The following is a 19,361-nucleotide window of genomic DNA, read 5'->3' on the forward strand; positions in this document are numbered from 1 at the left end:
CATTATTACAATACATCATTACTACATCATAACGTTATGTTAAGGAAATTTATTTAACATTTATAGTGTTGATTATCATTAATATATGCTTAAATTTTAACATAATGATGTAGCTGTGTAGTAGTGGTTTTTGATGTACTACAACGTTGTAATTGCTTAATTTGGCTCTACTAACTTAAACGATTACAAACTGTATGAAAAATTTTATTTTTAGCTTATTTGTGCTCTTATTACTGCCAGCGTATATGTCTGGGCAGGTACAGGCAATTAAAGGAAAAGTAGTTGACAGCAGCGGAATGGGAATTCCGGGAGCAGTGATTGCTTCATCCGATGCCAGAGCAACTGCTGATGCAGATTTCGACGGAAACTTTACCATCAATGCAAAACCTGGAGACATATTAAAAGTCTCTATGTTAGGTTTTGATCCAGTTTCTGTGCCGGCAACTACCGCACCAATGACAATTACTTTAAAAGAAGCAGCTGATACCGCTTTAAAAGAAGTTGTTGTAATTGGTTACGGTACAAGAAAGAAGATTGATAATACTACAGCAATTTCATCTCTTAAAGGAGAAGAAGTTGCCAAAACAAAAGTATTAAATGCTTCACAAGCTATTCAGGGTAAAGCTGCGGGGGTTCAAGTGACATCTTCTGATTTACCAGGAAGTACTCCATCTGTTGTAATTAGAGGTTTGGGTACTGCTTTAGGAGGAAGAACACCTCTATATATTGTTGATGGTATGGCAACAGAAAACATCAATAATATTAATACTAATGATATTACATCATATGACATTTTAAAAGATGCTTCAGCATTGGCTATTTATGGTACAAGAGCTGCGAATGGGGTTATCATTATTACTACTAAAAAAGGTAAAGGAGATAAAGTATCTGTTGAAATTGAAAGTTTTGGCGGTGTAAGATCTCCTCTTAAAAAAGTAAAAATGGCAGGTAGTAATAAATTTGCTTATTACACAAATTCGGCTTTACAGTCTACAACATTCTCTCAGGATCAGCCTGTTAATACTGACTGGTTTGATGAAATTACAAGAACAGGAAGTTATACTCAAAATAACGTGTCTATATCTGGAGCGACTGAAAACATCAAATATTTCTTTAGTTTAGGAAATTATGAGGAAAAAGCAGTTTTAAATGGATTAGATTTTGGCCGTACTACTTTTAGAAATAATAATGAATTTAAAATTTCTAAGAAATTAACTTTAACTCAAAATTTCAGTTTAACATCAAGCAAGTCTACTCCTAAGCCTTTATCTGCTTTCACTAATGCTTACAAACAATCACCAGTAGTTCCTGTGTTTTTTCCTGATGGTAAATATGGAGTGGCTCGTGTAGGAGATGACGGTTTTGCAAGTGAAACAGGAAACTCAATAAATAATGTTGGAAATCCGGTTGCTCAATTAGATTTCTTTGACGAACAACAACGTAGTGTTATGTTGCAAGGAGGATTGAAATTAGATTATGATATTTTACCTTCTTTAAAATTTACTTCTCAATTTAATGGAGAATATTATACATGGAAACAGTATAATTTTGATGACACTAAAAATATTTGGCTAGCAGCAAATCCTAATAAAGTATCAAGTGATTACGAAAAAGAATTTCCAACTGCTAATATCAATTTATTGACAAAAGGAAGAGAGCAATATTATAACTGGAGTTTGTCTAATTACTTAACTTATAATAAGGTATTCAACGAAATTCACGACATTGAAGTTACAGCAGGTGTTGAAACTTATGTAAAAGGAGCAAGAGAGAAATTGACAATAAAAAGAAAGAATGTAAATGAAGATTCTAATTATTGGTCTCTAAAAGATGTTGAGTATGCTACTAATGTAACAAGTTATAAAGATGAGGTTTTCAACGAAACAAAATTAGCTTCTTACTTAGGTCGTTTCCAATATAAATTAATGGATAGATATTTAGTAACGGGAACTGTTAGACGTGACGGATCTTCAAACTTTGCAAAAGGTTATCGTTGGGGAACTTTCCCGGCTTTTGGTGCTGGATGGATTATTTCTAAAGAAGCTTTCTTAGCAGACTCTAAAGTAGTTAATTTATTAAAATTAAGAGGAAGCTGGGGTAAATTAGGAAATCAAAATGTACCTCTTAACAGCCAAGGGTATACTTCTGGTTTAAATGCTTACTTAGGAGGTTCTATTTTGTATGAAGGAACAACAATTAGTTCTCAAATCGATCCAAGTTTATCTTGGGAAATCACAGAAGAAACTTCTGCCGGTTTTGATATCGAACTGTTAGATAACAGATTAAAAGGAACATTTGACGTGTATGATAAAAATACTAATAATGTAATTTTAAATACAAAACCATACATGTCATCAGGAATTACTACAGCTTCACCTGCACACGTTGGAGAAGTATCTAACAAAGGATACGAAATCTCTTTACGTTGGGATGATAAAATCAATGATGATTTCAGTTATTGGATTGGAGGTAACTTTTCTCAAAATAAAAACGAACTTACTGGTTTAAAAAATGTTGTTTTATCACCAGTTATTGGAGGAGGATTAGGTAACGGTCAGGATACTAAATTATTGGATAATACTACTGTTGGTCAGCCATTAGGAAGTTTTTATATTTACCAATATGCTGGTTTTGATACAGCAACAGGAAAGATGTTGTATTATAATGCAGCTGGTGATAAAGTAACTCAGGATGCTTTAAGTGCTACTGCCGATAAAAAATATGTAGGGTCAAGTTTACCAAAAACAAATTACGGAGTTAGTGTAGGATTTAATTACAAAAACTTTGATTTTTCTGTAGATGGTTACGGTACAGGTGGTGCAAAAGTATACAATGGTAAAAAAGCACAGCGTTTTTACGGAGAAAACATCGAAAATTCAATTGCAACAGATTTTTGGACACCAAATAATATAACAGCTTCAAATCCTGCACCATTCAATCAAGTACCAGTTGCTTCAACTTACTATTTAGAGTCAGGTGATTTCTTTAGAATCAATAATATTACATTAGGATACAAACTGCCATTACAAGAAAACAGTTTCATTAATGCATGTAGAATTTATGTAAATGCTATTAACCCATTTATTACACAAAAATTCTCAGGATTCTCACCAGAGTTAAATGGAGATGGAAATCCTTACGGTACTCAGGGAGTTGAGCTTGATGCTTATCCGACATTAAGATCATTTGTAGTTGGTGCTAACTTAAAATTTTAATACAATGAAAAAGATATATATAGCAGCGTTTGTATTATCAGCGTTCTTTTTTACAGGATGTGCAGACGATTATTTAGATGTAGACCAAACAGAATCTATTTCGACAGACGATGTAGAGCTGTTTAATAATGAAGCTGGAGCTACTCAGTTCGTAACAGCGATTTACAACAAATTCTTAAATTGGGATATGACCTCTTTTGGATGGATCGGATTATCAAGTATTACATCTGATGATGCTGACAAAGGATCCTCTGCAGGTGATACAGGGACTGATAAAGACGTATTGGATGCATTGACTTATAATGCTTCTAATCCTTCTGCTGAAAGTACATTTATTGCTAATTACGATGGAATTAATAAATGTAACCAGGCTTTAAATATGCTGCCAAAACTAGATAAAGTAAATGCCAATCTAAGAAACAGACTTGCTGGTGAAGCTAAATTTTTAAGAGCCTTTATGTATTTTACTTTAGTAAAATGTTATGGAGGGGTGCCAATCGTAGATCATTTACCAGTTCCTGGAAATGAGTCAGATAGAATTATGCAGTTAACACGTAAAACTTCTGCAGAAGTTTACGCTTTTATTGAAGCTGATTTGAATGATGCAATTGCAGCATTACCTGAAAAAACAGCTTATGGAGCAAATGACAGAGCAAGAGCTTCAAAAGGAGCTGCTTATGCACTTTTAGCAAAAGTAAGTTTATACCAAAAGAAATGGCAGCAAGTAATTGATAATGCTAATAAGGTTACGGGTTATTCTATCGTAAGTGATTATGCTTCAATGTACAGAGCATCTGGAAAATTTGATTCAGAATCTATTTTTGAAATTTATGCTCAGGGTGCTGTACCAGCAAAAGGAATCGAAGGTTACTCTAACACACAAGGTGCTCGTGGTACTGGTGGTTGGGGTTGGGGATTTAATACACCATCTCAAAGCTTAGTAAATGCTTATGAGCCGGGTGATGTTAGAAAAGCAGCTACGATTATTTTTAGAGGCCAGACTTTATACGATGGAAGAGTGATTCCAAATACAGTAGAGAATGAAAGATACAACTACAAAGCATATTCTTCATTATATACAAGTGCTTGGGAAACAGATGTTGATATTAAATATTTGAGATATGCTGAGGTTCTCTTAATGAAAGCTGAAGCTTTAAATGAATTAGGACAAACTTCTGATGCTATTCCGTTATTAAACCAAATTAGAAATAGAGCAGGTTTAGCAAATACAACTTATTCTTCACAAGCAGATATTAGAACAGCAATTTGGAGAGAAAGAAGAGTAGAAATGGCTTTTGAGCATGATAGATTTTTTGATTTAGTACGTACAGGTCAGGCTAAAGCAGCATTTGCTGTCGACGGAAAAACTTTTACAGAAGGTAAAAATGAATTATTCCCTATCCCGGCATCATTCATTAAACAAGCTGATGGATTGTCAGCTCAAAACCCTGGTTATTAATTCTAAAAGATATTAAACATGAAAAAAAATAAATCTATTTTATTACTTTCTTCCGTTTTAGCTTCAGCATTTTTTGCTAGTTGCGAAGATAGTATTGATAAGGTAAACAGTCCAATTCCGTATGAGTCAATTGGAGGATATGAAAATTCAGATGAAGTTGCTGCAGCGCATTTAGTATCTAAATTTAGTTTTGATGGTAATATTGCCGATTCAAAAAACAGCATAACTGACGGATCTGCAACAAATGTTACTTATGGAACAGGTATAAAAGGAGAAGCTTACCAAGGCTCTGCAAGCTCTTTTATCAGTTATAACACTGTTGCAAATTCTGTTGTAAACTTAAAAAGTATTTCAGTTTCGATGTGGATTAAAACTGATCCACATACAGGTGGAGCCCAGTCATTGTTTATGCTTCCTAAGAAAACAGATTTCTGGGGAAATATTTTTACACTGATTGAAGGAACAGGACCAGCAACAACAATGTTATTGAAAAACCATATTCAAAAAGATGTTACACCTAGTATTCCTTGGTCAGGACAATTTATTGAGCATGGAGGAGCAAATGTTTTGCCTAATATGTTTGGATCATGGAAACATGTAGTTTGGACTTACAACGGTACAAGTTCTACTTACAGCATTTATATTGATGGTCAAAAGTTAGATATACCTGCTTCTATCTCAAAAAGATATGCTAGCGATCCTGCAACTGGAGGAGGTCCTTACGGAGAATTAGCGAATTCTGAAGTCTCTAAATTTATCATTGGAGGTTATCAACAGCATTTGGGAGCTCCATGGGGAAATCCTGATGGATGGATGCTTCATTACACGGGTTTAATGGATGAATTTAGAATTTATGATGCAGCTCTTACTGATAATGAAGTGGTAGCTCTTTACAAATTAGAAAAAGACAAAAGGTAAATTTTTTTAATATACACCTGGAGCAAAAATCCGGGTGTATTTTTTAATACTAATTATAAGAAATTGATAAAATGAAGATAGGTTTATATATTATTATGTTTTTAAGTGCTGTTAGTTCTTGTTCATCTTCTTCACCTGATGAAGGGAAAAGTGGCGGCACACCATTACCAACAAATCCAACAACACCAACAAAACCTCTAACAGATACTGAGGCAATGGATCAGGTACAAAAAGACGCAATAAAATATTTTTGGGAATATGCAGATTCTAATTCTAAACTGGCACGTGAAAGATATCTAACTGAAGATCCTAATTTTGAAGCTAATATTATTACGACTGGAGGTTCAGCTTTTGGGTTAATGAGTATTATTGTAGGGGTAGAAAGAGGTTTTTTGCCAAGAGCTGAAGCTGTTTCTAGACTTACAACAGCATTAACTTTCTTAGAAAAAGCAGAACGTTTTCATGGAGCATGGCCACACTGGATGGACAATAAATCAGGAAAAGTAATTCCTTTTGGAACAAAAGATAATGGGGGAGATTTAGTAGAAACTTCTTTTGTATGCCAGGCATTAATTACAATCAGAGAATATTTTAAAAACGGAAGCACAAGTGAAAAAGAATTAGCTGTAAAAGCTGATGAACTTTGGAAAGGCGTCGAATGGGATTGGTATACACAAGGGCAGGATGCTTTATACTGGCATTGGTCGCCAAATTATGGATGGGAAATGAACTTTAAATTAGAAGGTTATAACGAATGTCTAATTACTTATGTAATGGCAGCATCATCACCAACTCATCCAATTTCTGCAGAAGCATATCATAAAGCATGGGCTAGAAGCGGGGCTATTGTAGACGGAAGATCTCAATATGGTATTCCGGTTGTGCTAAACTATAATGGAGCGTCAGGAAATGTAGGACCAATGTTCTGGTCACATTATTCTTATTTAGGTTTAGATCCAAATAATTTAAAAGACAAATATGCAGATTACTGGCAGTTAACTCAAAACCATGCTAAAATTATGGTTCAGTACAGTGTTGCTAATCCAAAAGGTTTCAAAGATTATTCAGATAAATGCTGGGGATTAACAGCAAGTTATACCAGAAATCCTGATGGAACAACAGGTTATACGGCTCATCAGCCAAATAACGACAATGGTGTAATTTCGCCTACAGCGGCTTTATCATCATTTCCATACACACCAGTTGAGTCTATGAAATTCCTTCATTATTTATATGATGAAAACAAAGCTAAATATGTTGGAATTGCAGGGCCTTATGATGCCTTTTCTCCACAATACAATTGGGTAACACCAAGATATTTAGCAATCGATCAGGGGACAATAGCACCAATGATTGAAAACTATAGAACAGGCTTATTATGGAAATTGTTTATGAACGCATCAGATACTAAACAGGGTTTAAAAAAACTTGGTTTTGCATCAGGGAAATACGGGATTTAAGATATAATCTATTATGAAATGCAAACTAGGCTTATTACTGCTGTTAATTTCTGTATTTGGTTTTGCACAAACTGAAACAACAGGAAAAATAAAAACAGTTATTGTAACGAATAATGAATTAGGCTACATATTACACAAACCAGCCTATACAAAAGAAAAAAAGCCATTAATAGTTTTTATTTCAGGTGATGGAGAAAAAGGTACAGACCTGGAAAAAGTAAAAATTCACGGTCCTTTAAAATATTTAAAAACACATACATTGGATGCTTACGTTTTAGCACCGCAATGTAAAGAGGATGAAAATTGGGATATTGAATCAATTTATCAGCTGATTTTAAAAATCCAGAAAGAAAATAAAATTGATTCTGAAAGAATATATGTTACTGGTTTAAGCTCAGGAGGCTGGGCGTCTTGGAATTTGGCTTTTGCACATCCGGATCTATTTGCCGCAAATGTACCTGTCGCTGGTTTTGTAGATTTAATTCAGTTAGAAAAAACTTGTGAAATAGCCAATATTCCAACCAGGATATTCCACGGATTATTGGATGATGTTGTAAAAGTGGATTACGCTGTCACAATATATAAAGAATTAAAAAAATGCAATGCAAAAGATGTTCAGTTAACTATTTTTGATGATGCTGGACATGACAGCTGGACAAGAGTTTATGACAATCCGGAAATTTATGACTGGATGTTGAAACAGAAAAAATTGAATACGAACAAATAAATAAAATAGAATGAAAAACAAATTAGTCTTACTTTTTTTAGGATGTGCTGTTTTGGGTTACGCTCAAAAAAAGAGCGCAAAAAGTACAGTGCAAATTAAACCTAAGTCGGAGTTTGTAGCAGAGTTAATGTCAAAAATGACATTAGAAGAAAAATTAGGCCAGTTAAATTTACCTACATCTGGTGATATAACAACAGGACAGGCAAACAGCTCAAACGTTGCAAAAAATATTGCAGATGGAAAAGTGGGCGGTTTGTTCAATATAAAATCAGTACAAAAAATTAAAGAAGTACAAAAAATTGCCGTAGAAAAAAGCCGTTTAAAAATTCCATTACTTTTTGGTATGGACGTTATACACGGTTACGAAACAACATTTCCAATTCCGTTAGGGTTGTCTTGTACCTGGGATATGGCTTTAATTGAAAGAAGTGCGCAGATTGCTGCAAAAGAAGCAAGTGCTGACGGAATAAACTGGACATTCTCTCCAATGGTTGACATTTCTCGTGACCCAAGATGGGGAAGAGTTTCTGAAGGTTCTGGAGAAGATCCATATTTAGGAAGTCAGATTGCAAAAGCTATGGTAAACGGATATCAGCAGCACGATCTTTCAAAAAATAACTCAATTTTAGCTTGTGTTAAACACTTCGCATTATACGGAGCTCCGGAAGGTGGACGTGATTACAATACGGTTGACATGAGTCACATCAGAATGTTTAATGATTATTTTCCTCCTTACAAAGCTGCAGTTGACGCTGGTGTAGGTTCGGTTATGGCTTCTTTCAATGAGATTGACGGAATCCCTGCAACTGGAAACAAATGGTTAATGACTGATGTTTTGAGAAAACAATGGGGCTTTAAAGGTTTTGTGGTAACAGATTTTACAGGAATTCCTGAAATGATCGAACACGGAATGGGTAATCTTCAGGACGTTTCTGCTTTAGCTTTAAACGCTGGTGTAGAAATGGATATGGTTGGTGAAGGTTTCTTAGGAACTTTGAAAAAATCTTTAGACGAAAAAAGAGTTTCTATAGAGACAATTGACAATGCTGTCAGACTTATTTTAGAAGCAAAATATGATTTAGGATTATTCCAGGATCCATATAAATATTGTGATGAGAAGAGAGCTAAAACTGAAATCTTCACAACAGACAGTAGAAAAGAGGCTCGCCAGATTGCCGCTCAGTCATTGGTGTTATTAAAAAACCAAAATCAATTACTGCCTCTTAAAAAATCAGGAACAATTGCTTTAATCGGGCCTTTGGCTGATGCTAAAGAAAATATGCCGGGAACTTGGAGTGTTGCTACAAGAATGGAAAATGCCGTTTCATTATTAGCAGGAATTAAAGAAGTAGCAGGACCATCAACAAAAGTTTTATATGCAAAAGGAAGTAACTTAGATTATGATGAAACTTTTGAAACAAATGCTACAATGTTTGGAAAAACATTACACCGTGATTCTCGTTCAAAAGAAGAATTATTGGCAGAAGCTTTAAAAGTAGCAAACCAATCTGATGTAATTGTTGCTGCTCTAGGAGAATCTGCAGAAATGAGCGGAGAATCAAGCAGTCGTACGAATTTACAAATTCCACAAGCGCAAAAGGATTTATTAAACGCTTTATTAAAAACAGGAAAACCAGTTGTTTTAGTATTGTTTGACGGACGTCCGTTAGTAATTACGGATGAAGAAAAAACAGTTCCGGCCATATTAAATGCTTGGTTTGCTGGTACAGAAGCTGGTTATGCAATTGCTGATGTTTTATTCGGAGATGTAAATCCTTCTGGAAAATTGACTTCAACTTTCCCAAGAAGTGTTGGTCAATTGCCAATTTACTATGCGCACAAAAATACAGGAAGACCACTTTCTAATACAGAAGGGAAATTCGAAAAATTCAGATCAAACTATATTGACGAAAGAAACGAACCTTTATTTCCATTCGGATTTGGTTTGAGCTACACGACTTTTGATTATTCAAACCTGAAAATTTCTTCTGATAAAATGAATTTCAGCGGAAAATTAAAAGTAACAGTTGATGTAACCAACACTGGAAATTACGACGGAAAAGAAACGGTTCAATTATACATCAGAGATTTAGTTGGTTCAGTAACAAGACCAGTTAGAGAATTAAAAGGTTTCCAAAAAATAACACTTAAAAAAGGTGAAAAACAAAGCGTAAGTTTTGACATTACGGTTGAAGATTTAAAATTTTATAACTCTGATTTACAATTCGTAGCAGAGCCTGGACAGTTTGATGTTTTCGTTGGAGGAAATTCTACTGCCGATAAGAAAGTTAGTTTTGAGTTAACTAAATAGTTGGTTTATTGATTAGTAAAGAGCCCTTCGTTTGGTTGACGGAGGGCTTTTTCATAAAAAGACATTTTTTATCATCATAAAATTTAAATTAATGAAAATCATACAAAGACTTAAGACATTACTTTTTTTGACAATTATAATTGTTTTTAATTCTTGTAGTACAGAAAAGAATGCTGTAGTAGCACATCGCGGCGCATGGAAAAAAAACAATCTGCCGGAAAATTCTATTGCATCACTAAGACATGCAATTGATTTAAAACTACCCGGATCAGAATTTGATGTTTGGAGAACTGCTGATGATTCACTTGTAATTAATCACGATGCACATTACAATAAGTTGCTTATTGAAGAAACCAATTATGTTGATTTAATGAGATTTAGGCTTTCTAATGGAGAAAAACTTCCTACTTTATATGAATATATTTCAGAAGGAAAAAAGAATAACAAACACACTCTTTTGGTCTGCGAAATAAAACCTTCGGAAATAAGTAAAGAAAGAGGGCAAAAAACAGCAGTAATGGCTGTTGAAACTATTAAGCAACTTAAAGCGGATAAAATTACCTGCTATATTAGTTTTGATTATGATATTTTAAAGCAAATTAGAAAAATTGATTCTAAAACATCTTTACAGTATTTAGAAGGAAATAAATCTCCGAAAGAAGTAAAAGCTGATAAAATCAACGGTGTCGATTATCATTATTCTGTCTTTAAAAAACATCCGGAATGGATTAAAGAAGCAAAAGACAATGATATTATTTTAAATGCCTGGACTGTCAATGAAACGGCTGACATGGATTGGATTATACAAAATAAATTCAATTACATTACCACAAACGAACCTGAACTTTTAAGCCAAAAATTAAAAGAGAGAAAATAGATTTTCAGCTTCATTTTTACTGAGATGAATTCTATATAAACTTAAAAAGAATACAAAATGAAAAAGATATTCATATTGCTTTTAGCATTCTGTTCCATAAATATTTGGGCCCAAAAAGCAGCTATTCCCGGCAAAACAGAATGGTTTGATCCAAATAAACCAGCAACAACATATTGTAATCCAATCAATATTGGTTACAATTTTACAACTTACAATCATAATGGGATACCATATTCCCGTCGTTCCAGTGCAGATCCGGTAATTATTACTTATAAAGGCGAATATTATTTATTTGCAACCAATCAGGCAGGTTTCTTTTGGAGTAAGGACATGTCAGACTGGAATTTTGTTTACGGAAGTTTTCAAAGAAAGCCCGGCGATGACGATCAATGCGCGCCTGCAGCCTGGGTTGTAAACGATACCTTATTTTACGTTGGTTCGACATGGAATAGAGATCATCCAGTTTGGAAAACGGCCGATCCAAAATCGGGTAAATGGACACGACATGTAGATAAAGCAATGTTACCAACTTGGGATCCGGCGATTTTTCAGGATGATGACAAAAAAGTATATATGTATTACGGTTCAAGCGGAAAACTGCCTTTAGTAGGTGTTGAGGTGGATTATAACACTTGGCTTCCAAAAGGAAATCAGGCCGATTATGCGACATTATATAAAGCAACAGAAGTAGAAGATATTCAAAAACCTTATGGACAAATAAAAGAAGTTGCCATTCTTGATCCTTCTGCTCATGGCTGGGAACGTTTTGGACCCAATAATGATATGGAACCTGCTCCTTGGGGAAACTTTATTGAAGGAGCATGGATGACTAAACACAACGGAAAATACTATATGCAATATGGCGCGCCGGCAACAGAATTTAAAGGCTATGCAAATGGAGTTCACGTAGGAGATAATCCATTAGGGCCGTTTACGTATCAAAAACACAATCCAATGTCCTATAAACCAGGCGGATTTGTAATTGGAGCAGGACACGGAAATACTTTCGCAGATAATTACGGAAATTATTGGAATACAGGAACCTGTAAAATTTCTATTAAAGACCGTTTTGAGCGTCGTATAGATATGTTTCCTGCCGGTTTTGATAAAGATGATGTAATGTATTCCATTACTTCTTACGGAGATTTTCCAATTGTGCTGCCAACGGCTCAAAGAGATCAGACAAAAGGAGCTTCATCAGGATGGATGTTACTTTCTTATAAAAAGCCGGTAACCGTTTCTTCTTCTGAAGATTGTATGGAAGTGGAAACACACAGAATGGATAACCGAGGAAAGAAAGTCTATGAGAAGTTCTGTTATGGTTCTGAAAATTTAACCGATGAAAATATTCAAACATACTGGTCTGCAAAAACGAATAATCCTGGCGAATGGCTTCAAATGGATTTAGGAAGACAAATGGAAATCAATGCTTTGCAGATTAATTACGCAGATCATAAAGCAACTCAGTACAATAAGGCGATGGATATTTATTATCAATACAAAATATTCATGTCTGATGATGCGCAAAACTGGACACTGGTTGTTGATAAATCTAAAAATGATAAAGATGCCCCGCATGATTACGTTGAATTAACTAAGCCGTTTAAAGCGCGATATATTAAAATGGAAAATATTCATAACGCTTCGGGATTGTTTGCTATTTCAGATTTCAGGGTTTTTGGAAACGGATTAGCAGAAAAACCAAAAGCTGTTTCTACATTTAAAGTTGACAGAAATAAAGCAGATTCAAGAAACGCTATGATTTCATGGAAAAAGCAAAACGATGCAGTTGGATATAATATCTATTACGGAATTTCTCCAGATAAACTGTATAATAGTATTATGGTTTACGGCGATAATTCGTATGATTTTAGAGGTTTAGATAAAGGAACTAAATATTATTTTACAATTGAAGCTTTCAACGAAAATGGAATTGGCACAAAAAATAAGATTATTGAAGTAAAATAGTTTTATTTTTTGATACCATGAAAAACTCCAATTATAAACCTTTTAGTTTATAGTTGGAGTTTTTTGTTGAGAAAAGGTTAAGGAAAAACTCATACAGTTCTTTAGTTTTTCGTTTCTTTGTAAGATAACCCAAAAAAGCAGCATAACCCCAAAATGTTATTAAAATTATGAAAAAAACGATTCTTTTAACTGCTCTAGTTTTAAATGGATTGACCGCAGCGTTTGCACAGTCAAACGATGAAAAAAACATTAAATTATTTTACAAAAAAGCTTTAACCGAAGCTAAATGTTATTCCTGGTTAGAATATTTATCAAATGATATTGGAAGCCGTTTATCGGGTTCAAAAGGTGCTGCAGAAGCTGTAGAATACACCAAGAGACAATTAGATAATCTAGGCCTGGACAAAGTATATCTGCAGGAAGTTACCGTTCCTCACTGGGTACGCGGAGAAAAAGAAACGGCCTTTATTTTAGACGGAAAAGTAAAAACTGCCGTGCCAATCTGCGCATTGGGAGGTTCTGTTGCAACTCCAAAAACCGGAATTACTGCTGAGGTAATCGAAGTGCAAAGTCTTGACGAATTAAAAAGACTTGGAGATAAAGTAAAAGGAAAAATTGTATTCTTTAACAGACCAATGAATCCTGAAAACATAGGAACATTTGAAGCATATTCTGGTGCTGGTGACCAGAGAAGGAGCGGTGCAAAAGAGGCTGCTAAACTGGGAGCTGTTGGAGCTATTGTACGTTCATTAAACTTACGTTTAGATGATTTTCCACATGCGGGAGCACAGAGTTATGGAGATTTACCAAAAGAGCAATATATTCCGGCTGCTGCAATTAGTACAAACGGAGCCGAGTTATTGAGTAAAACTTTAAAAGCAAATCCAACTATAAAATTCTTTTTCAAACAATCTTGCGAAACATTACCAGATGCTCAGTCATATAATGTAATAGGAGAATTAACAGGAACTGTAACTCCGGAAAATATTATTGTTGTGGGTGGACACTTAGATTCTTGGGATTTAGCCGATGGGTCTCATGATGATGGAGCAGGAGTGGTACAAAGTATGGAAGTTGTTCGTATTTTGAAAAACTTAAACTACAAACCAAAAAATACGATTCGTGTTGTATTATTCATGAATGAAGAGAACGGCGGAAAAGGCGGTGCTAAATATGAAGAAGTAGCAAAACAAAAGAATGAAAACCATATTTTTGCTTTAGAAAGTGATTCAGGCGGATTTACACCAAGAGGTTTCTCAATCGAAGCTGATGATGCTAACTTTAAAAAACTACAAGGTTACAAAGACTTTTTTGAACCTTATTTCGTAAACAGTTTCCTTAAAGGACATGCAGGTTCAGATATTGAGCATTTAACAGCAAAAACAACAATCGTTAAAGCAGGTTTAATGCCAGATTCTCAACGCTATTTTGATTATCACCACGCTGCAAATGATAAATTTGATGCTATCAATAAAAGAGAGTTGGAATTGGGTGCAGCAACAATGACATCATTGATTTATTTAGTTGACCAAAACGGAATTGTTTTTCCATCAGCAAATTAATATTTAGTTTAAAAATATTTAAAAAGCTATAAGTTTACTTATAGCTTTTTTTAGTTTTGAAAACTTTTTTTATTGCTGGTTGATTAAATTGTAATAGTTTTCATTTTGAATTCATATTCACTAAAAAGCCAGCTGTTTGCTAAATCAGCTGCGGCATGTTTCAATGAATCCTTTAAACTCATCAGGCCTTAAAATGAAAGCCAGTTTCCAGAAACCTGTTTTGATAGTATCCATAATGTTTTACTAGTAATTGAGAAGGAACACTAAAAAAACACAAATCTAAACTACAAAATTATTGCAAAATCTGTTAGAGATTCATTACCATCAAGTAATAAAAAAATGTAATTGGAATATTAGAGAGAAGAATCAATATTTTAACAGCAATATCCCTTCGGTGTTGAGGTAAATGAATAAACTTTTCTATTAAATCAAAAAACATTATGGTATTAAGTATTATCGCCGAAAGTGCAAATGGCCATGCTATGATAAGTACATTAGAACTTTGATGAGAAAGAATGTAAAGTATTAACAAAAAAGTAATAATTATAAAAGATCCAATTGCAAGTTCTGTTGATTGTTTTTCTTCAAATGGTTTGTTATGAATTGTTTTCATAATTTAAATTTTAAATATTTGCTGAATAGATTTGACAGGGATAAAAAGCATTTTCGAAAAATCCAAATAATGAAATGGATACGCTTGTTTTCCTCTTTTAAATTGTTGTAGAAAGTATTTTAGCTGTTTTGGATAAAATAAAGTGCCAGATAAAATAACCATAAACAAATACAAGCTTCTTTTTCCATTTCCAAAAAGATAATATTGCATTCCAATTTCTTCGTAAACGGAAACTCCTGTATTTGTTAAAACATGAATGATATCGTGATCTTCCAGTTTTTCCTGCATATCAAAATGATTTTTATAAAGAAAATTTCCTAAACCATGTCCCAAACTGTTTTCCGGATAATTCATTAATCCTGTTTTGTCAATTTTCCAGGCTTCATTTTTTTTAAAATATTTCTGATAAGGTTTTTTTGTACATTCATACAATTTTTCAAACAAATAATCTTTCATAATATTAATTTTAATTAAAAAGTTCTTTGAGTTTCAAAGTAAATTAACAAATAAAAAAGCCAATCTTTAAATCAGCTTTACTGGTTTTTAATAATTATCAATTACAGTTATAAGTAAATCAGAATCTGCCAGGTCAGAAGGGGCGACCACTTTTTCGTCAAGTGGAATATCATTTCCATATCTTTCTTTTAATATTTTTTGAACCCTTGAATCTTCAAGATTAAAATCTTTTAATTCTCTTAGTTTAGAAAGTTCAATTCCGGCAGCATTTTTATAAATCTTCCAAACCAGTTCAGAGCAGTATATTCTCGTATCTGTCCATTCAAAATAAGCATCGTATTTTTTACCATCAAATTGCTGACTGTATTCTTGCATTTTTTGAATAACAGCAGGAGTTAAAACCTTATCAGCATTTTTTAATCGCTTTACCACATATTTATTGTCTTTTCCGTGCTGGATCCATTCATCAAACGGAGTAAGTTTTACTGGCTGAACTGCTTCAAAAACAAACCATTTCCCATTAATATTATAAATGATACCGCAATGAGAAAATTTTGAATTAGTAGCAATTCGTACCGCTTCACATTGAGGCGATTGCGATGTTTGAAATATAATATCACCGTCTTTAATTTTGCTGAGTTCATTATTTTCAAATTTAGATTTCGTTTTCGAAAAAGGATTGTTTGGGAAAACCTTCATGGCGACAAACAAGGCACAGGCGAAGCTCAGTACGAACGTGACAAAGAGAAAAGTATATTTTTGTTTTTTCATGTTAAATCGAAATAGTAAATAAAGTACTTTGAGTCGCAAAGTAAATGATAAAAAAAATAGTTACCAAATAAATGATAACTATTTTAAAATATATTTTCTAAGAAAATTAGATTCTGAAAATACCTCCGACAGCAATAATTCTTTGGAAGAAATAAAAATGCTGAGAAGCTTTATCTTCATTACTTACAGTAGTTTTAATATCATGCATATCGATATAACCGCCTTTTAATTCTCCCTGAACGTAGAAATGTTTAAAGAAAGTAATATTTAGACCTGCTTTTGCAGAAACCCCGTAACCAGAAACATGAAAATCATCATGACGTTCTTTTCCTAAAAGAGTAGTATTGGTTTTAGGATATAAAATACCAGCTCCTAATCCCTCAGTCAAGTTAATCTGAACTTTATCAATATTTGGAAGACTGAACAATTTCGAAATATCATCAAATCTTGAAACTTCTGTATTAATGTAGTTTAAACCATCTGTATGCTCGTACATTAAAAAAGCAGGCCCATTTGGATTAGTAACACCCATGTCATAACCACCTTCTATAGCGCCATTTAAAGACATATCTACAGGTGTATTATCATAATGGCCATTGTAGATATGAGCAGGATCACTGTCAGGTAAATTAATATCACCATTAACTTTTGCCGTTTGATTCTGAGTCATTACATATTTCATATGATCTACACCAATTGTAACACTGTAGTGATCACTAAAGAAATAACCTAATCTCAAATTCGTTTGAGGAATTGTCATATTAGCAGGATTGATATAATCAACGTGCCATCCTTTTGGTTTATCATGAGCAGACATGTCTTCTACTCTAAACTTATAATCTTTTCCAGTAAAAGTTACGTCTGATTTTGAGTAGCTTTCTCTGTTACCACCCCACATCACAAAGAATTTTCCTTTGTTGTGAGCGGCATATTTTTGTACAGGTATCTCTTCTTGAGCAAATGTGTTTAAAGAAACACAAGCCAATAAGAAAAATAAAATTTTTGTTTTCAAAGAACTTAAGTATTAATAGGTATTAAAATGCGTTAACTGTTTTTCTAATAGCAACTAATTTGTTCATTAAACCTTCAAAATAGTCTAAATGAAGCATATTAGCACCATCACTTTTTGCGTTTGCAGGATCAAAATGTGTTTCGATAAAGATACCGTCAACACCAACTGCGATTCCGGCTTTTGCAACCGTTTCAATCATATCAGGTCTTCCGCCTGTAACTCCTGCCGTTTGGTTTGGCTGTTGTAAAGAATGTGTAACGTCTAAAACCGTAGATGCATATTGCTGCATAGTAGGAATTCCTCTAAAATCAACAATCATATCTTGGTAGCCAAACATAGTACCGCGATCTGTAACCATAACATTTTCGTTATTACAGTCTAATACTTTTTGTACAGCGTGTTTCATACTTTCCGGACTCATGAATTGTCCTTTTTTCAGGTTCACCGTTTTTCCTGTATTGGCAGCAGCCACAACTAAATCAGTCTGGCGAACTAAGAAAGCAGGAATTTGTAAAACATCAACGTATTGAGCCGCTTTATCAGCATCTTCGTTTGTGTGAATATCCGTAACTGTTGGAATGTGAAAAGTCTCTGAAACTTTTCTTAAAATTTTTAAAGCTTTTTCGTCACCAATCCCAGAAAAACTATCGATTCTAGAACGGTTTGCTTTTTTAAAAGACCCTTTAAAAACATAAGGAATCTTAAGATTGTCGGTAATACCAACTAATTTTTCAGCAATTCTAAGAGCCATTTCTTCTCCTTCAATGGCGCAAGGTCCCGCCAATAAAAAGAAGTTTCCGCTGTCAGTATGCTTAATTTGTGGAATATGTTGTAAGTTCATAAAATTATTTTTTTGCACTGCAAAGGTAGTTATGATTTATGAATAGCAGATGAAGATTTAAGATTATTTTAAGAATCCGAAAACCTCCGTATAATCAGATAGTATTTGAACAAAATTATTGGTTAGATTATTATTAAGCTTTTTATTAGCACAATATTAAAACTAGGAAGGTATACAATAAATGATATTTATCATGTATTTGATAGATAGTAGTAAAAGTTGTAGAATGTTATACTATATGATTTATTTAGAACTGAAAACAGCCTATTTATTTAGATTATTTTTCGTAAGATCTTTTTATAAAATACTGAACAATAATAACAATCAAAAGTATGATTGTAAGCAAGAATACAAGTACAATTATTCCAAGTATTCCCATTCCGCATCTATAAGGACGACCTTCAAGACTTTCAGTAAAATTATAAGAAGCAATATAACAAGCTGCAATAGATAAAACAACTTGTAAAATGAAACTAATTAATGAAACAGTTCCAAATTTTAGTGAAATGCTTTCACCAATGGATTTTCTGCCATAAACAAGTTGAAATAATAAAGGTAAAATAATTAAAATGAAAGGAGATATTCCGTACATGTAAAAATGATATTACTTGGTTTAGTGTCAATGAAGTTTACTCTTTCTTCAAACTCAATCCCATCGGAACCATTAAAATTCCTTTTTCATAAATATTTAAATAAAGTGTTACCGGTTTCTTTTGACCTTCCCACGTTACTTCGTAAACATTTAAAAATCCTGCCCCCATATTGCTTCTTTTTGTTGGAAATGGACAGCAGGTTTCTAATCTTCTATAAGTGATTTTTTCTCCATTTGGTCCTGCCAGAGCATTTAGAAAGCGTACTTCATTTGCGGCTTCGTCCTGTGTATTTCTAAAAAAGATATTTATTGGATAATCAGGGTCATAGCCATACTTTTTGTCTTTACTGAATTGAGTAATAATAAACGTATTATTTTTATTTAATATCAAATCCGGAGCATTATCATCTACATTTTTCAAAGTAGACTTTGTGCTGATACAAGAAGTTGCTGAAATTAATAGAATTAAAAAAAGACTTATTTTTTTCATGGTTGAGGTTTGTTTTGGTCACACAAATGTAAAAGGTTTTTGTTACAGATTATAAATTCAAAAAAATTATATAGTAATAATTGGTTTAA

16 protein-coding genes are annotated in these 19,361 nt (G+C 33.4%); 9 read left to right on the forward strand and 7 right to left on the reverse strand.

Annotated elements, in window-relative coordinates:
• Nucleotides 1-194 precede the first annotated feature (194 nt).
• The 9 genes from BUC29_RS05315 to BUC29_RS05355 all read left to right on the forward strand — a co-directional run bounded on the left by BUC29_RS05315 (nucleotide 195) and on the right by BUC29_RS05355 (nucleotide 14,497).
• Nucleotides 195-3,215 (forward strand): SusC/RagA family TonB-linked outer membrane protein, encoded by a 3,021-nt coding sequence (locus tag BUC29_RS05315; RefSeq protein WP_073414090.1) that lies wholly within the window; start codon nucleotides 195-197, stop codon nucleotides 3,213-3,215.
• 4 nt (nucleotides 3,216-3,219) lie between these two features.
• A complete protein-coding gene (locus BUC29_RS05320; RefSeq protein WP_073414092.1) occupies nucleotides 3,220-4,674 on the forward strand; it encodes a RagB/SusD family nutrient uptake outer membrane protein in 1,455 nt (484 codons plus the stop codon).
• Between the two features lie 18 nt (nucleotides 4,675-4,692).
• The gene (locus BUC29_RS05325; protein WP_073414094.1) at nucleotides 4,693-5,592 is read left to right on the forward strand and encodes a LamG domain-containing protein; all 900 of its coding nucleotides are present in this window, start codon (nucleotides 4,693-4,695) and stop codon (nucleotides 5,590-5,592) included.
• 71 nt (nucleotides 5,593-5,663) lie between these two features.
• Nucleotides 5,664-7,052 (forward strand): glucoamylase family protein, encoded by a 1,389-nt coding sequence (locus BUC29_RS05330; protein ID WP_073414096.1) that lies wholly within the window; start codon nucleotides 5,664-5,666, stop codon nucleotides 7,050-7,052.
• A 13-nt stretch (nucleotides 7,053-7,065) separates the two neighbouring features.
• A complete protein-coding gene (locus BUC29_RS05335; protein ID WP_073414098.1) occupies nucleotides 7,066-7,779 on the forward strand; it encodes a carboxylesterase family protein in 714 nt (237 codons plus the stop codon).
• A 10-nt stretch (nucleotides 7,780-7,789) separates the two neighbouring features.
• On the forward strand, nucleotides 7,790-10,090 hold the full coding sequence (bglX, locus tag BUC29_RS05340; protein WP_073414100.1) for a beta-glucosidase BglX: 2,301 nt from the start codon (nucleotides 7,790-7,792) through the stop codon (nucleotides 10,088-10,090).
• 91 nt (nucleotides 10,091-10,181) lie between these two features.
• Nucleotides 10,182-10,967, forward strand: coding sequence for a glycerophosphodiester phosphodiesterase family protein (locus tag BUC29_RS05345; RefSeq protein ID WP_073414102.1), 786 nt, complete (start codon nucleotides 10,182-10,184; stop codon nucleotides 10,965-10,967).
• A gap of 57 nt (nucleotides 10,968-11,024) precedes the next feature.
• A complete protein-coding gene (locus BUC29_RS05350; RefSeq protein ID WP_073414104.1) occupies nucleotides 11,025-12,935 on the forward strand; it encodes a discoidin domain-containing protein in 1,911 nt (636 codons plus the stop codon).
• A gap of 167 nt (nucleotides 12,936-13,102) precedes the next feature.
• Nucleotides 13,103-14,497 carry a M20/M25/M40 family metallo-hydrolase gene (locus tag BUC29_RS05355; protein WP_073414106.1) on the forward strand — a complete coding sequence of 465 codons (1,395 nt, stop codon included), beginning with the start codon at nucleotides 13,103-13,105 and terminating at the stop codon, nucleotides 14,495-14,497.
• A 307-nt stretch (nucleotides 14,498-14,804) separates the two neighbouring features.
• On the opposite strand, the gene BUC29_RS05360 is transcribed toward BUC29_RS05355, so the two are convergent.
• From BUC29_RS05360 to BUC29_RS05390, 7 genes are all read right to left on the reverse strand, one after another.
• Complete coding sequence (locus BUC29_RS05360) at nucleotides 14,805-15,110, reverse strand: hypothetical protein (protein ID WP_073414108.1); 306 nt, start codon at nucleotides 15,108-15,110, stop codon at nucleotides 14,805-14,807.
• Nucleotides 15,111-15,113: 3 nt separating this feature from the next.
• Complete coding sequence (locus BUC29_RS05365; protein ID WP_073414110.1) at nucleotides 15,114-15,566, reverse strand: hypothetical protein; 453 nt, start codon at nucleotides 15,564-15,566, stop codon at nucleotides 15,114-15,116.
• 87 nt (nucleotides 15,567-15,653) lie between these two features.
• Nucleotides 15,654-16,337: a YiiX family permuted papain-like enzyme gene (locus tag BUC29_RS05370; protein WP_073414112.1), complete on the reverse strand. Its 684-nt coding sequence runs from the start codon at nucleotides 16,335-16,337 to the stop codon at nucleotides 15,654-15,656.
• 106 nt (nucleotides 16,338-16,443) lie between these two features.
• The gene (locus tag BUC29_RS05375) at nucleotides 16,444-17,349 is read right to left on the reverse strand and encodes a hypothetical protein (RefSeq protein ID WP_073414114.1); all 906 of its coding nucleotides are present in this window, start codon (nucleotides 17,347-17,349) and stop codon (nucleotides 16,444-16,446) included.
• 22 nt (nucleotides 17,350-17,371) lie between these two features.
• Entirely contained in the window at nucleotides 17,372-18,190 is an 819-nt protein-coding gene (kdsA, locus tag BUC29_RS05380; RefSeq protein ID WP_073414116.1) for a 3-deoxy-8-phosphooctulonate synthase, read from the reverse strand.
• A 277-nt stretch (nucleotides 18,191-18,467) separates the two neighbouring features.
• Complete coding sequence (locus tag BUC29_RS05385; RefSeq protein ID WP_073414118.1) at nucleotides 18,468-18,782, reverse strand: hypothetical protein; 315 nt, start codon at nucleotides 18,780-18,782, stop codon at nucleotides 18,468-18,470.
• 37 nt (nucleotides 18,783-18,819) lie between these two features.
• Nucleotides 18,820-19,272 (reverse strand): 2-dehydro-3-deoxyphosphooctonate aldolase, encoded by a 453-nt coding sequence (locus BUC29_RS05390; protein ID WP_073414121.1) that lies wholly within the window; start codon nucleotides 19,270-19,272, stop codon nucleotides 18,820-18,822.
• Nucleotides 19,273-19,361: the final 89 nt, after the last annotated feature.

Origin of the sequence: Flavobacterium defluvii, assembly GCF_900129555.1 — a bacterium.
GTDB lineage: Bacteria > Bacteroidota > Bacteroidia > Flavobacteriales > Flavobacteriaceae > Flavobacterium > Flavobacterium defluvii.

What these genes read in the sequence shown, in the direction of transcription:
- BUC29_RS05365 (WP_073414110.1), bottom strand. Translation starts at nt 15,566, where the DNA reads ATGAAAGATTATTTGTTTGAAAAATTGTATGAATGTACAAAAAAACCT.
- BUC29_RS05345 (WP_073414102.1), top strand. Translation starts at nt 10,182, where the DNA reads ATGAAAATCATACAAAGACTTAAGACATTACTTTTTTTGACAATTATA.
- BUC29_RS05335 (WP_073414098.1), top strand. Translation starts at nt 7,066, where the DNA reads ATGAAATGCAAACTAGGCTTATTACTGCTGTTAATTTCTGTATTTGGT.
- bglX (WP_073414100.1), top strand. Translation starts at nt 7,790, where the DNA reads ATGAAAAACAAATTAGTCTTACTTTTTTTAGGATGTGCTGTTTTGGGT.
- BUC29_RS05330 (WP_073414096.1), top strand. Translation starts at nt 5,664, where the DNA reads ATGAAGATAGGTTTATATATTATTATGTTTTTAAGTGCTGTTAGTTCT.
- BUC29_RS05325 (WP_073414094.1), top strand. Translation starts at nt 4,693, where the DNA reads ATGAAAAAAAATAAATCTATTTTATTACTTTCTTCCGTTTTAGCTTCA.
- BUC29_RS05360 (WP_073414108.1), bottom strand. Translation starts at nt 15,110, where the DNA reads ATGAAAACAATTCATAACAAACCATTTGAAGAAAAACAATCAACAGAA.
- BUC29_RS05390 (WP_073414121.1), bottom strand. Translation starts at nt 19,272, where the DNA reads ATGAAAAAAATAAGTCTTTTTTTAATTCTATTAATTTCAGCAACTTCT.
- BUC29_RS05315 (WP_073414090.1), top strand. Translation starts at nt 195, where the DNA reads ATGAAAAATTTTATTTTTAGCTTATTTGTGCTCTTATTACTGCCAGCG.
- BUC29_RS05370 (WP_073414112.1), bottom strand. Translation starts at nt 16,337, where the DNA reads ATGAAAAAACAAAAATATACTTTTCTCTTTGTCACGTTCGTACTGAGC.
- BUC29_RS05350 (WP_073414104.1), top strand. Translation starts at nt 11,025, where the DNA reads ATGAAAAAGATATTCATATTGCTTTTAGCATTCTGTTCCATAAATATT.
- BUC29_RS05320 (WP_073414092.1), top strand. Translation starts at nt 3,220, where the DNA reads ATGAAAAAGATATATATAGCAGCGTTTGTATTATCAGCGTTCTTTTTT.
- BUC29_RS05355 (WP_073414106.1), top strand. Translation starts at nt 13,103, where the DNA reads ATGAAAAAAACGATTCTTTTAACTGCTCTAGTTTTAAATGGATTGACC.
- kdsA (WP_073414116.1), bottom strand. Translation starts at nt 18,190, where the DNA reads ATGAACTTACAACATATTCCACAAATTAAGCATACTGACAGCGGAAAC.
- BUC29_RS05385 (WP_073414118.1), bottom strand. Translation starts at nt 18,782, where the DNA reads ATGTACGGAATATCTCCTTTCATTTTAATTATTTTACCTTTATTATTT.